A 13,100-nucleotide genomic window follows, 5' to 3' on the forward strand; every position below is an offset into this window, starting at 1 on the left:
CGCGGCGCCGCGGCCTTGACGCGTTCCTGACGCCGATCAGGCGCGTTGTTCACGCCGGACGACCGTTACGGACGCGCGTGCTCGATCGCCTCCTCCTCCTCGGGCGAGAGCTGCTGCTCGCACGACCAGGAGGAGATCGACTTGGCGTAGGTGCGGGCCTCGCTGCGGCCGTGGATCGAGGTCAGCACGACCCCGTGGCCGGCGTCGTCGAGCAGCGCGAGGCTCCAGCTGAGATGTCCGCCGACGTCGCCGAAGGCGTCGTAGCGCACGACGGAGAGGTGCCGCAGGGCGTCGGCGTTCTCCGCCTTGAGGGCCGCGACCTCCTGACGGAGGCCGTGCACGTCCTCGGGCAGGGCGTCCACGCCCTCGCCGCCCGGGCGCGACGTCGTACGACGGAGGGCGAGCGCGGCGAGCACGCAGGCCAGGGCGGCAAGGACGACGGCGACCACATCGAGCACCCCCTGACCCTATGTTCGGCGACTGGTCACGGCCGGTCGGACACGGCCGCGCGTGCCAGACTCGCCGGGTGAATTCCTCGCCGCGCCGGATCGCCTACCAGGGCGAGCCGGGAGCCAACGGCCACATCATCTGCCAGCAGGCCTACCCCGACTGGGAGCCGCTGCCGTGCGCCTCCTTCGAGGACACCTTCGCGGCGGTCGAGAACGGCGAGGCCGACCTCGCGATGATCCCGATCGACAACTCGATCGCGGGCCGCGTCGCGGACATCCACCACTTCCTGCCGACCTCGAGCCTGCACATCGTGGGCGAGCGGTTCCTGCGCATCCAGTTCTCGCTGATGGCGCTGCCCGAGGCGAGCGTCGACTCGCTGCGCACGGTGCACAGCCACGTCCACGCGCTCGGCCAGTGCCGCGGCGTGATCCGCGAGCTCGGCCTGACTCCCGTCGTCGCCGGCGACACCGCCGGTGCCGCGCGCGAGGTGGCCGAGTCCGGCGACCCGACGCAGGCCGCGATCGCGCCGCCGCTGGCCGCGGAGATCTACGGCCTCCAGGTGCTGCGCGAGGAGATCGAGGACGAGGACCACAACACCACCCGCTTCGTGGTGCTCTCCCGCGACTTCGAGCAGGCGCCCGCAGGCAACGGCCCGGTCGTGACGACCTTCATCTTCAACGTCCGCAACCTGCCGGCCGCGCTCTACAAGGCGCTCGGCGGCTTCGCGACCAACGGCGTGAACATGACCAAGCTCGAGAGCTACATGGTCGACGGGCACTTCACCGCGACGCAGTTCCTCGCCGAGGTCGACGGCCACCCCGACGACGTACCGGTCCGCAACGCGCTCGAGGAGCTGGAGTTCTTCACGACCGAGGTGAAGGTGCTCGGGGTCTACCCCGCGGATGCCTTCCGCGGCGAGTAGGGAACACTCGCCGGGTGATCGATCTGCTGGTCGTGGCCCTGGCCTTCGGCGCCATCTTCGTCGTCGAGCTGCCCGACAAGACCTTCATCGCCACCCTCGTCATGTCGACGAAGATGCGACCGCTCTTCGTCTGGATCGGCGTCGGGCTGGCCTTCCTCGTGCAGACCGGCGTCGCGGTCGGCGTCGGCAAGGCCGCGTCGTTCCTGCCCGAGCAGCTGATCCACAGCGTGGCCGCGCTGATGTTCGTCATCGGGGCGGTCATCCTCTTCCGCGAGGCCCGCTCGGCCGACGAGGACGAGGCCGGGCAGGAGGAGGAGTACGCCGCCAAGGCCGACTCGGCCGCCCACGGCTTCAAGGTGATCGCGACGTCGTTCGTGGTGCTCTTCGCCGCGGAGTGGGGCGACCTGTCGCAGCTGCTCACCATCTCCCTCGTCGCGAAGTACGACGACCCGGTGTCGGTCTTCCTCGGCGCCTGGGGTGCGCTGCTCACCGTCTCCGGCCTCGCCGTCATCGTCGGCCGGCTGCTGCTCCAGCGCGTGAGGCTGTCGGTCCTCCACTATGTGGGTGCGACGGTCTGCGTGCTGATGGCACTGTTGACCGTGTGGGAGATGACTCGCTGACCGAGGTCCGCCGGCGCTACGTCGCCGTCAACGGCGACCACCCGATGTCGGACGCGGACGACGCCTACGTCCGCGAGCACTTCGTCGAGGCCACGCCCGAGGCGCTGGCGCTGATGGTCGACGGCCGCCTGCCGCTGCCGTCGTACCTCCTCTCCGACGGCACGCCGATGGTGCCCGCCGAGCACGGCCGGCTCGCGGAGTTCGCCGGTGGCGTGGACGCGCTGCACGACTGGTTCATCGCCTTCTGGCCCGACGACCCCGGCACCGGCGAGGCCGAGTGGGGCCACTACCTCTCGGGGCAGTACGTCTGCCTCAAGGAGGTCTCGCCGATCCGGATCCGCATGAAGACCGCCCGCGTCGCCGAGGCGTCGGCCGCGGTCGAGATCCTGCGCCGCGACCCGCACGACCCGATCGGGCGCGGGATGATCGGCCAGGCCGTCGACGGCGTCCTGGCGGTGCCCGGGCTCGACTCGATCCTGCTGCCGATGACGGCCTACGACCGGCTGCGCTTCGGCGGGCCCACGGTGCGCGAGACCTGGGTCGAAGGCCCGCGCCGGGAGTTCCTCACCCCGGTCGCGCCCGTCTGGCCGCTGGTGACCGAGCGGCTGCTGCTGCGCCCCTGGCGCGCGGAAGACGAGGCCGCGCTCGTCGAGGCGTGGGCCGACGAGGACTACGCCAGCCTGCTGCTCACCGGCACCCAGAACCCCGCCGAGGTCCGCGAGATGGTGCGCCGCCGCTCCGACCCGGGCGACGGGATGATCGTCGGCCTCGTCGCCGAGCACGACGGCGAGGTGGTCGGCGACTCCGTCCTGATCCTCGGCGGCACCGGGCTGAGCGAGGCCGAGATCGGCTGGACCGTGATGCCCCGCCACGCCGGTCGCGGGTACGCCACCGAGGCCGCCCGCGCCGTGCTCCGGATGGCCTTCGAGCACTACGGCCTGCGCCGCGTCACCGCCAACCTCGACGCCCGCAACGACCGCTCCGCCGCGATGTGCGAGCGCCTCGGCATGCGCCGCGAGACCCACCGCCTCGGCGACTTCTGGTCCAAGGGCCGGTGGACCGACTCCTACGAGTACGCCCTCCTCCGCGACGAGTGGCTGGCCCAGCAGCCCTGACCTGATCGCCGTACCGCCGACACGTGTCCGACCTCTCGCCCTCGCCGGCTCAATCGAAGGGCAACTTCTCGGACACGTGTACGCCGGCGGCCGCGCCGTACACGTGTCCGACCTCTCGCCCTCGCCGGCTCAATCGAAGGGCGACTTCTCGGACACGTGTACGTCGACGAATGGGGCTGTGGACGACGCCCGACGCCGATCGCCGGGATCCTCGACCCTGAGGACATGGCCTTCGACCCGACGCAGCCGTTCCTCCGTGCCGACGGCATGGAGCACGGACTGAGCGACAAAGTGCTGCGCGGCCCCGGTTATCGACAGCTGTTCCGCGGCGTCCTGGTCTCGTCATCGACGCCGCCGACGGCGGTCCAGCGCGTCCGGGGTGCGCTCGTGCTCCAGTGCGACGAGGCGTGGGCGAGCCACGCCTCGGCCGCCCGGGTGAAGCAGGCGCCGATCCCGACGATCGCGGACGAGCACGTGAGCGTGGCCCACCAGAAGATGCGGCGCCACCACAAGGGAATGCGCTGCCACGTCGGCGATCCGACGGGCGTGGTCGTGGAGCGGGGCATGCGGGTCTCGGGCGACATTCCGATGTTCATCGAGCTCAGCGGGCAGCTGGGCCTCGTCGATCTCGTCGTGGTCGGCGACTGGCTGGTCCGCAGGCGTGGGATCTCGCCGGCCCAGCTGATGACCGCCTGCAAGCGCAGCCGGCACAAGGACGCCCGCAAGGCCTGGGCCGCGGCCCGGTTCGTCCGCCGCGGCGTGGACTCGCCGATGGAGACTCGGCTGCGGATGTTGCTGGTCCTCGCCGGGCTGCCCGAGCCCGAGATCAACCTCGAGGTCCGCGACGACGTCGGCGAGCTGATCCGGAAGTACGACCTCAGCTATCCCGCCGTGCGTGTCGCCGTGGAGTACAACGGCAAGCTCCACGTCGAGGTCGTCGAGAACTGGGAGGACGACCTCGAGCGCCGAGCCGACATGGACGAGGACGAATGGCGACTGGTGGTCGTCATCAGCCCGGGCATCTACAAGGACCCGCTCCGCACCCTCCAGCGCGTGCACCGGGTGCTGCTGGCACGAGGTCTCCCGGGCGTCCCGCTCCGACTGCTCGACGACTGGCGGCCGCACTTCCCGGGCTTCTCCGACGCGGCCTGAGGTCGTACGACGACACGTGTCCGACTTGTCGCCCTCCCGAGCCAGGATCGAGGGCGACTTCTCGGACACGTGTCCGGGCCGGGGCACCGATAGAGTCCCGCTCATGGTCTCAACTCCCCATGGCGCCGACAGCGAGGTCGGCCGCCTGGCCACCGTGATGCTCCACCGCCCCGGCAACGAGCTCAAGCGCCTGACGCCGCGCAACAACGACCGGCTGCTGTTCGACGGCATCCCGTGGGTCAACCGCGCGCAGGAGGAGCACGACGCCTTCGCCGAGACGCTGCGCAACCGCGGCGTGGAGGTGCTCTACCTGACCGAGCTGCTCACCCAGACCCTGGAGAGCGAGCTCGCCCGCAACCACGCGATCACCAGTGCGCTGTCCGGCCTGCACCTCGGCGACACGATGCGCCGCTACCTCGCGACCGCGCTGCGCGACCTGTCGCCGGCCGAGCTCACCGACGTACTGACGGCGGGCATCCGCAACGACGAGGTCAAGGGCGGCCACGGCCTGGTCACCAGCCTGCTGCACCCGCACGACTTCCTCATCGACCCGCTGCCCAACCTGCTCTTCACCCGCGACTCCAGCGTGTGGGTCCGCGACCGGGTCGCGGTCACCAGCCTCGCGATGCCCGCGCGCAAGCGCGAGACGCAGCTGACCGAGCTGATCTACACCGAGCACCCGAGGTTCGCCGGCACCCGCAAGATCCACGGCTGGCACAACGAGCACGTCGAGGGCGGCGACGTGCTGCTGCTCGCGCCCGGCGTGATCGCGGTCGGCGTCGGGGAGCGTACGACGCCCGCCGGCGTCGAGCGGCTGGCCCGCCAGGTCTTCCACGCCGACCTCGCGCACACCGTGCTGGCGGTCCCGATCGCCCAGGAGCGGGCGACGATGCACCTCGACACCGTCTGCACGATGGTCGACGTCGACAAGGTCGTGATGTACCCCAACGTCGCCGACACGCTGCGTGCCGTCACCGTGACCCTCGACGACCAGGGCTCCGACGAGTCCGACCTGACGCTGACCGTCAGCGAGTCGGAGCCGTTCCTCGTGGCGGCCGCGAAGGCGATGCAGATCGACACGCTCCACCAGATCGACACCGGCCTCGACCCGGTCACCGCCGAGCGTGAGCAGTGGGACGACGGCAACAACACCCTGGCCCTCGCGCCGCGGGTGGCGGTCGCCTACGAGCGCAACGACGAGACCAACGACCGGCTCGAGGACGCCGGTATCGAGGTCGTGCGGATCGCCGGCTCCGAGCTCGGCTCGGGCCGCGGCGGCCCGCGCTGCATGAGCTGCCCGATCTCGCGGGAGCCCCTGCAGGTCGACTGAGGTCAGTGCACAACTGTTGACCGAAAGGGCATCACGTTCGTCGCGGTCACTCGTTGACGAGGCATGACTGAATCCATCCTGGATGCCCTGGACCCGGCCGACGCCCAGCGCGTCCTGGCCGCGGGCAACGCGCTGACCCTGCCCCAGGGCTGGTCCCCGATCGCCGAGAGCACCCCTGCCGACAAGGCCTACCTGATCACCGAGGGAGAGGTGTCGGTCCGCAAGGGCGGCACCGAGGTGGCCACGCTCGGTCCCGGCGCGGTCGTGGGCGAGACCGCGATCGTCAACAAGACCCTGCGCTCGGCCACCATCGTGGCGCTCACGCCGCTCAAGGTCGTCCACTTCACCAGCGAGCGGATCGAGGAGCTCGCCGCGGACATCCCGGCCTTCGGCGAGGCGTTGCGGGCAGCCTCCGCCGCGCGGATCGACCGGAGCTGACCCCAGCATGGCGATCGAGTCGGGGCTGCCGCTGCCGGAGCTGCCGCCCGACCTCGGCGACGTCCTGCAGGCCTTCCTCCTCGGTGAGGCACCCAGCCTGACCCGCGTGCAGGTCGCCGAGCGTGCCGGCGTGCCGCTCGACCTCGCCGTCACGCTCTGGCACCAGCTGGGCTTCCCGCACCGCGACGACGAGGACGTCGCCTTCGCCGAGAGCGACGTCGAGGCGCTGAGGCTCAGCGCCGACCTGGTCGAGCTCGGCATCCTGCCGCCAGAGTCGCAGGCCGCACTGGTGCGCACCTGGGGCCGCAGCTACGCCCGGCTCGCCGAGTGGCAGACCACGCTCCTGGCCGGGCTCGCGGTCGAGGGCGACGACCCCGCGGCCCAGCTGACCACGCTGGCCGGCGACGTGCTGCCGCGCGTCGAGGCGCTCCAGACCTACGTCTGGCGGCGCCACCTCGCCAGCGCCGCCCAGCACCTGCTCGACGCCACCAGCGCCCTCGCCCAGAGCGAGTCGCGGCTCTCCGTGTGCTTCGTCGACATCGTCGGCTACACCACCCAGAGCCGCAGCCTCGACGGCGCCGAGCTCGTCGAGTGGGTCGACCGCTTCGAGCAGGACACCACCACGCTCGTGGTCGACCACGGCGGTCAGGTCATCAAGACCATCGGCGACGAGGTGCTCTTCACCGTCGCCGACCCGGGCGCCGCGGTCACCATCGCGCACTCGCTCACGACCCGCGGCGAGGACGCGGACGACCCCTTCCCGCGGGTGCGGGCCGGCATCGCCCACGGTGCCGTCGTACGACGTCTGGGTGACGTGTTCGGCTCCACCGTCAACGCCGCCTCGCGCCTCACGTCGGCCGCGCGACCGGGCACCGTGCTGGTCGACGCCGGCGTCCACGAGGCGCTGGCGGGCGACGAGGACGACGATCCGGCGTGGCGCTGGCGTCGTCTACGGCGCGTCTCGGCGAAGGGTTTCCACCACCTGGAGGCCTGGCGCGTGAAACCTGCCCGGGACGACGACCGGGCGCAGGAAATGTGAAAGCCCGGTCGTTGTTGACGGGGGAAACAACAACGACCGGGCAGACATCAATCTACTCCGCTCGCGAGCGCACGCACAACAGTCCGCGACGTTGTGTTCGGCCCGTGGAACGAACGTAGCCCGTTCCTTACCGGATCGTCACCTGCCGGTTGGCAAGTCCTGCCCGGGCCGAGCGCTCGGCCGCGGTGAGGTCTCCGCCCTTCAGTGCGTCGTCCAGCGCGGCGGCGAACGCCGTGGCCGGACCCTCCAGCACCTCGGCGCCCGTGCCGAGCGGCAGGTCCCACACCGGGGCGAGCAGCCCGTGGGCCCGGAACATCCCCACGAAGCGCGATCCGTCGGCCACCGAGTCGTCGCCGGCGGCGTGCAGGCGGGCGAGCGCGTCGAGGAGCTGGTCCTCGGGGTGGGGCATCACCCAGCGCAGGTGCTCCTTGGTGCCGACGTTGGTCCAGTACGCCGCCTCGACCGAGGTGAGCCGCGTCGTGGGCATCACGCCGCCGTTGGCCTGCTCGAGGGCGGCCTCCATGGTGGCGTCGCGGTCGGGGATGTCGTCGATCCAGTACTCGAAGCCGTCGTGGACGGTGATGTCGAGCTCCGTGTCGGTGATCAGGTCCTGGATGCTGCACCCGTCGCCGGGCGCGCTCATCAGGCCGACGATGCCGGGCTCCTCGGTGGCCAGGGCCGCCTCGAGGACCGCGCCGAGGTCGCGCGCGGGGTTGCCGTAGGAGTGCTGCACCTGCAGGCCGAGCCAGATGTCGCCGGAGTCGCGCACCATCGCCGGTGCGGCGCCGGGCAGCAGCGTGGCGAGCCGGACCTTGCGCGAGCCCTCCTTGAGCGTCAGCGGGGCGGTCGCGGCGGGGACGAGCTCACGCAGCGCGATCACGTCGCACTCGCTCGGCATCCCCTCGAAGGGCCGGGCCACGAAGGTCGGGGCCGCGCCACCGGCCGCGCCGTGGCAGGCCTTGTAGCGCTTGCCCGAGCCGCAGGGGCACGGCTGACGGGGGCCGACCTCGCCGGGCGCGGCGTCGGCGGGCTGGGACTTGGTGCGGGACTTCTTGGCCATGGCCGGAAATCTAGCCGTCGAGCAGCTCCAGCATGTGGGCCGGGCGGTCGCTGATGACCGCGGTGACACCGAGGTCGAGGCAGATCTGGAGGTCGTCGGCGGTGTTGACCGTCCAGACGTGGATCTCGCGGCCGGCCTTGACCAGGTGCTTGCCGAGGCCGGGGTGGTCGCGCAGCTCGTCGATGCCGGGGCCGACGATCCAGTCGTCGCCGATGACCGGGCGCAGCACCGGCCAGTGGTGCGCCTTGTCCACGAGGATCACCACGTCGAGCTCGGGGGCGAGCTTGCGCACGCGGTTCACCGCGTTGAGCGAGAAGCTCATGATCCGCGCCGGCGACCCCGCCCGGTCCCACCCGAAGTCGCCCAGCGTCTCGACCAGGCGCCGCTCCACCAGTCCGCCGTAGCGGGTCGGGTGCTTGGTCTCGATGGCCAGCTCAACCGGGCGGTCGTAGTCGGCCACCGTGGTGAGCAGCTTGCGCAGGGTCAGCACCTTGCCGTGCTCGGGGTCGCGCTCGGGCGCCTCGTCGTCGAGGTCGGACCACGGGCTCTTCCACGACGCGAAGTCGAGCTCGTCGAGCTCGGCCAGGTTCATCGTCGAGACGATCCCCGCGTTGGACGCCGTACGCCTCAGGTTGCGGTCGTGCACGCAGACCAGGTGGCCGTCGGCGGTCAGCCGGACGTCGCACTCGAGCGCCTCGGCGCCCTCGTCGAGCGCCTTCACGTAGGCCGCGAGCGTGTGCTCGGCCGTGTCGTGGCTGCTGCCACGGTGGGCGACCACCTGCGGCCGGGTGCGGGGCTGACGGGCGCGGCGGATGCGCGGCGTACGACGCATGCGCCGAGCATGGCACGTCCGGGGACCCGCGAGCGGGAAGGTGGTGAGGAGCCTCGGTCTAGACCTGTCATCCCCAAAAATCGGGAAAGCGTCAACGTTCGTCGAAGGAATCCCGAAGGCGCCGGGCGTGCGGTAGGGCCTGATTACGTTCGAGGCGAGGGGCCCGCCACGAGCGTGTGGGGATACGCCAGGGCTTCCTCAGGGATGGGGATCTCAGTTGAGTGAAGTCACGCTGCCCACGCGCCGCAACGTCGTGCGGACCGCGGCCTGGACCGTGCCCGTCGTGGCCGCGAGCGTCGGTGCGCCGGCGTTCGCGGCCTCGTGCGGGATGACCAGCCTCACGTGGCGCCTGGACTGGAGCAACGACAACACCGTCGATGCCTTCACGACGTCCTACCCGACTCCGACGACGACAAGCGGCATCCAGACCGGCGTCGCCACGATCACCGGCCCGGTCGGCACCCTGCCCATCCAGGTCACCTTCAGCAGCAAGATGGTCGGCACGATGCAGCGCGACGGCGACAACCTCCGGGTGTCCACCGTCCTGTCGCCCGCTGCCAACAACGTCGGCGGGCTCAACCAGGGAGCGGGGCTGAACATCTCCCACCAGTCCCCTATCCCCACGGGACGCGCGAACCGCCAGGAGGTGTCCATCTCCTTCGACCGTGCGGTGACCGGCCTGAGCTTCACCATCACCGACATCGACCGACAGAACGGCGACTGGAACGACCGCGTCGAGCTCACCGGGAGCCGCACCTACTCCGGTCCGAACATCAACGGCGACGGCACCAACGGGACGCCGCCGTCGAACACGAACAACGCCTGGCGCCCCGACGACCAGGGCAACCAGAACAACAACTCGGGTGCCGGCAACCTCACGGTCACCTACAGCGGGACGATCGCTGCCAGCTCGCCGATCGTCATGTCGTTCTGGAACAACTCGGGCAACGGCAACCAGCGCATCTTCCTCAGCGACTTCACCTTCACCGCTGCCGGCTGCTGACGCGCGTCAGTGGACGTGGTCGCGCCAGTCGTCGGGCACGCGACCGGTGGGGCCGGGGGTCGGCTGGTCCTCGGGGTGGCACTGCGGGTCCGCGAGCCGCGGGCCCATCACGCCGACCGACCGGGTGAAGTCCCAGAACCAGTCCTCGCCCGGCTCGTAGCTCTGCATGACCGGGTGGCCCGTCGCGCGGAAGTGAGCGGTGGCGTGCTGCGCCGGGCTGCTGTCGCAGCACCCGACGTGGCCGCACTGCGCGCAGCGGCGCAGGTGCACCCACCAGCCACCCGCCTCCTCGCACTCGACGCAGCCCGGTCCGGACGGCGCCACCTCGGGGTCGATGCCTGCAGGCGTGGGATCGGTCATGACCCCACCCTGCCCTGTCAGCGACCCGCGAGGAAGGCCGGCAGCCAGTGGGCCTCCCACGCAGGGATCTCCTGGAGCTCGACCACCGACCGCTGCGGAGCGCGCGCCGCGGTCCGGTAGCGACCGGCCTCGCGCTCGAGGTAGTGGTAGTTCACGAGCTCGCGGCGCAGGTAGGCGAAGTCCTCGTGCACCCCGAGCAGCACCTCGTTGACCTCCTTCTCGGAGTAGGTCCGCCCCGGCTCGAACCTGCTCACCACCTCGAGCAGCACACCGGCGCGCACCTTCCGCTTCGCCGGCACGCGCTCGATGCGCCCGTCGGTGAACAGCCGGCCGACCAGCCGCTCCTGCTCGACACGCGCGACGTCGTACGCCGCGTCGTGCGGGCTCGTGCTCCCCTGCACCGCCGCGCGGGCGACGGTGTAGCTCTCACCGGTCTCGGCCATGCGCGCACGCACGACCTGCTTGAAGTCACTGTCCCTGGTCATCGTGGTCACCTCGACTGCGCTGCGTCCCCAGTACGCCGCTGCAGCGGGCGAATCGATGAATCAGCTCTCTCGGATGCGTCCGAGGATCTGCTCCCCTTCGCCACCTCGCACGGACTGGGGCCGACGCGTGGGCTGGGCGGTGGACGACGCCCTGTGCCGTGAGTCTCCCAGAGACTCAAGGACGAGGGCAAATTCTTTGACGGTTCACCCGCGCGGGGTTGACCCCGGCGGTCGGCATCGGTTCGGGTGGAGGGAGCGGCGAGGCCATCGGGGGTCTCGCCACGACCAGGAAGTCATGCCTCATGCACCGCACCACCAGCAAGGTCCTGCTCACCGTCCTCGGCTCGCTCATCGCGGTCGTCGGACTGGTCAGCCCCTCCCACGCGGTCACCAAGCTGACCGACGCGCAGGCCGCCAGCCAGCTCTCCGCGGCCGGCATCAGCCGCGTCTCCAGCGGCGGCTGCACCAACCGCAACGTCTCCACCTGCACGTCCTACGACCAGATCAACCAGGAGACGGTCAGCGGAATCAAGACGTTCAGGTCGATCAGCGGCTGCGCGATCACCATCACCGGCGGCACCGAGACCGGCCACGCGTCGGGCACCTACAGCCACTGGAACGGCTACAAGGTCGACGTCAGCCCCACCACCTGCGTCTCGAGCTACATCACCAGCCACTACTCCTACTCCGGCACCCGCAGCGACGGTGCCGCGCTCTACACCGCCCCCTCGGGCAACGTCTACGCCCGCGAGAGCAACCACTGGGACATCACGTACTACTCCTGCGGCTGCTGAAACACACCTGACAGCGACGACGGGATGGCCCCACACTGGCGCCATGCCGTCGTCGAGCCAGTGGGTCGCGTTCCTCGTCGCCTCGATCCTCTTCATCCAGGTGCCGGGCCCGAGCCTGCTCTTCACCATCGGCCGTGCGCTCACCGTCGGCCGGCGCGAGGCCCTGCTCTCGGTGGTGGGCAACGGGCTCGGCGTGACCGCACAGGTCGCCCTGGTGGCCGTCGGACTCGGCGCGGTCGTCGCCGCCAGCGCGACGGCGTACACCCTGATCAAGGTCGCGGGTGCGGCGTACGTCATCTGGCTCGGCATCCAGGCCATCCGACACCGGGCCGACGCGCGGCTGGCGATGGCCGCCGCCGTGCCCGTCCGGCGCGGGCACCCCGTGCGGATCGGCTTCACGGTCGGGGCGACCAACCCCAAGACGATCGTGTTCTTCGTGGCGTTCCTGCCGCAGTTCACCGACCCGACGGGCCCGATCGCGCTGCAGACGATGCTGCTCGGCCTGGTCTTCGGCGCCATGGCTGTGCTCTCCGACGGCACGTGGGCGATCGCGGCGGGCACCGCGCGCGACTGGTTCGCCCGCCGGCCCTCGCGGCTCGACACCCTCAGCGCCACCGGCGGCACGATGATGATCGGCCTCGGCGCCACGATGCTCGCGGCCGAGTAGCCCCTCCCCCCGCTGGTCGAGCAGCGAGCGAAGCGAGCGTGTCGAGACCGAGGACTACCTAGGCTGGCGCCCATGCGCACCCTGCTGACGTCGCTCCTGCTGCTCGTCGCCCTTGCCGCGCCGGCGGCCGCCGAGCCGACGCCGCTGCCGACCGGCACCGACGTCGACTACCAGCTCGGTGGTCCGGCCTACGTGCCCGACAACGTGGGCATCGTGGTGCGCGACCGCACGGAGACGCCCGCGCCGGGGGCGTACAACGTCTGCTACGTCAACGGCTTCCAGACCCAGCCCGACGCCAAGCGGTTCTGGCGCAAGCACCGCGACCTGCTGCTCCAGGACGGTCGCGGCCGGCTGGTCGAGGACGAGGCGTGGGGCGAGTGGCTGCTCGACATCCGCACGCCCGCGAAGCGTGAGCGCCTCGCCCGCATCGTCGGCCGCTGGACCGCCGGCTGCGCCCGTGACGGCTTCGACGCCGTGGAGTTCGACAACCTCGACTCCTACTCCCGCAGCCAGGGCCTGGTGAAGGCGCGGCACGCGACCGCGTTCGCCCGGCTCCTGACCGCACGGGCCCACGACGCGGGCCTCGCGGCCGGCCAGAAGAACCGGGCGGGCTGGGACGGCACCCGCGCCGGCTACGACTTCGCGGTCGCCGAGGAGTGCGGCCGCTACGACGAGTGCGGCGCCTACACCGACGTCTACGGCGACCAGGTGCTCGTCATCGAGTACCGCGCCCAGGACTTCGAGAAGACCTGCGCCGGGTACGGCGACCAGCTGGCCGTGGTCCTGCGCGACCGCGACCTCACCCCGAACGGCGTACGACGCTTCTGCTGAGG

General features: G+C 71.1%; 16 protein-coding genes. 11 read left to right on the forward strand and 5 right to left on the reverse strand.

The window, feature by feature from the left end; genetic code table 11:
• Positions 1 to 65: 65 nt before the first annotated feature.
• Positions 66 to 458, reverse strand: coding sequence for a DUF4446 family protein (locus tag J2X46_RS09615; RefSeq protein ID WP_310249593.1), 393 nt, complete (start codon positions 456 to 458; stop codon positions 66 to 68).
• 68 nt (positions 459 to 526) lie between these two features.
• Here J2X46_RS09615 and J2X46_RS09620 point away from each other — a divergent pair, with 68 nt between their 5' ends.
• From J2X46_RS09620 to J2X46_RS09650, 7 genes are all read left to right on the forward strand, one after another.
• The gene (locus J2X46_RS09620; protein ID WP_310249595.1) at positions 527 to 1,372 is read left to right on the forward strand and encodes a prephenate dehydratase; all 846 of its coding nucleotides are present in this window, start codon (positions 527 to 529) and stop codon (positions 1,370 to 1,372) included.
• A 14-nt stretch (positions 1,373 to 1,386) separates the two neighbouring features.
• On the forward strand, positions 1,387 to 1,992 hold the full coding sequence (locus J2X46_RS09625; protein ID WP_310249597.1) for a TMEM165/GDT1 family protein: 606 nt from the start codon (positions 1,387 to 1,389) through the stop codon (positions 1,990 to 1,992).
• Complete coding sequence (locus tag J2X46_RS09630) at positions 1,974 to 3,107, forward strand: GNAT family N-acetyltransferase (protein ID WP_310249598.1); 1,134 nt, start codon at positions 1,974 to 1,976, stop codon at positions 3,105 to 3,107. The genes J2X46_RS09625 and J2X46_RS09630 overlap by 19 nt, the downstream gene beginning before the upstream one ends.
• Positions 3,108 to 3,332: 225 nt before the next feature.
• Positions 3,333 to 4,259 carry a hypothetical protein gene (locus tag J2X46_RS09635; RefSeq protein ID WP_310249600.1) on the forward strand — a complete coding sequence of 309 codons (927 nt, stop codon included), beginning with the start codon at positions 3,333 to 3,335 and terminating at the stop codon, positions 4,257 to 4,259.
• A 103-nt stretch (positions 4,260 to 4,362) separates the two neighbouring features.
• A complete protein-coding gene (locus J2X46_RS09640) occupies positions 4,363 to 5,589 on the forward strand; it encodes an arginine deiminase (protein WP_310249602.1) in 1,227 nt (408 codons plus the stop codon).
• A 63-nt stretch (positions 5,590 to 5,652) separates the two neighbouring features.
• On the forward strand, positions 5,653 to 6,027 hold the full coding sequence (locus J2X46_RS09645) for a cyclic nucleotide-binding domain-containing protein (RefSeq protein ID WP_310249604.1): 375 nt from the start codon (positions 5,653 to 5,655) through the stop codon (positions 6,025 to 6,027).
• Positions 6,028 to 6,034: 7 nt separating this feature from the next.
• Complete coding sequence (locus J2X46_RS09650; RefSeq protein ID WP_310249605.1) at positions 6,035 to 7,066, forward strand: adenylate/guanylate cyclase domain-containing protein; 1,032 nt, start codon at positions 6,035 to 6,037, stop codon at positions 7,064 to 7,066.
• A 127-nt stretch (positions 7,067 to 7,193) separates the two neighbouring features.
• On the opposite strand, the gene J2X46_RS09655 is transcribed toward J2X46_RS09650, so the two are convergent.
• Both J2X46_RS09655 and J2X46_RS09660 read right to left on the reverse strand, forming a co-directional pair.
• Positions 7,194 to 8,126, reverse strand: coding sequence for a DUF5926 family protein (locus J2X46_RS09655; RefSeq protein ID WP_310249607.1), 933 nt, complete (start codon positions 8,124 to 8,126; stop codon positions 7,194 to 7,196).
• Positions 8,127 to 8,136: 10 nt separating this feature from the next.
• The gene (locus tag J2X46_RS09660) at positions 8,137 to 8,958 is read right to left on the reverse strand and encodes a glycerophosphodiester phosphodiesterase family protein (protein ID WP_310249609.1); all 822 of its coding nucleotides are present in this window, start codon (positions 8,956 to 8,958) and stop codon (positions 8,137 to 8,139) included.
• A gap of 217 nt (positions 8,959 to 9,175) precedes the next feature.
• On the opposite strand from J2X46_RS09660, the gene J2X46_RS09665 reads away from it, so the two are divergent.
• A complete protein-coding gene (locus J2X46_RS09665; RefSeq protein ID WP_310249611.1) occupies positions 9,176 to 9,961 on the forward strand; it encodes a hypothetical protein in 786 nt (261 codons plus the stop codon).
• Positions 9,962 to 9,967: 6 nt separating this feature from the next.
• On the opposite strand, the gene J2X46_RS09670 is transcribed toward J2X46_RS09665, so the two are convergent.
• A complete protein-coding gene (locus J2X46_RS09670) occupies positions 9,968 to 10,321 on the reverse strand; it encodes a UBP-type zinc finger domain-containing protein (protein WP_310249612.1) in 354 nt (117 codons plus the stop codon).
• 17 nt (positions 10,322 to 10,338) lie between these two features.
• Entirely contained in the window at positions 10,339 to 10,806 is a 468-nt protein-coding gene (locus J2X46_RS09675) for a DUF2087 domain-containing protein (protein WP_310249614.1), read from the reverse strand.
• Between the two features lie 302 nt (positions 10,807 to 11,108).
• Here J2X46_RS09675 and J2X46_RS09680 point away from each other — a divergent pair, with 302 nt between their 5' ends.
• The 3 genes from J2X46_RS09680 (at position 11,109) to J2X46_RS09690 (ending at position 13,098) form a co-directional block, all read left to right on the forward strand.
• Positions 11,109 to 11,600: a hypothetical protein gene (locus J2X46_RS09680; protein ID WP_310249615.1), complete on the forward strand. Its 492-nt coding sequence runs from the start codon at positions 11,109 to 11,111 to the stop codon at positions 11,598 to 11,600.
• A 43-nt stretch (positions 11,601 to 11,643) separates the two neighbouring features.
• Positions 11,644 to 12,267, forward strand: a complete 624-nt coding sequence (locus tag J2X46_RS09685) for a LysE family translocator (RefSeq protein WP_310249617.1) — start codon at positions 11,644 to 11,646, stop codon at positions 12,265 to 12,267.
• A gap of 72 nt (positions 12,268 to 12,339) precedes the next feature.
• A complete protein-coding gene (locus J2X46_RS09690) occupies positions 12,340 to 13,098 on the forward strand; it encodes an endo alpha-1,4 polygalactosaminidase (RefSeq protein WP_310249619.1) in 759 nt (252 codons plus the stop codon).
• Positions 13,099 to 13,100 lie beyond the last annotated feature (2 nt).

Origin of the sequence: Nocardioides sp. BE266 (assembly GCF_031457855.1) — a bacterium.
Lineage (GTDB): Bacteria > Actinomycetota > Actinomycetes > Propionibacteriales > Nocardioidaceae > Nocardioides.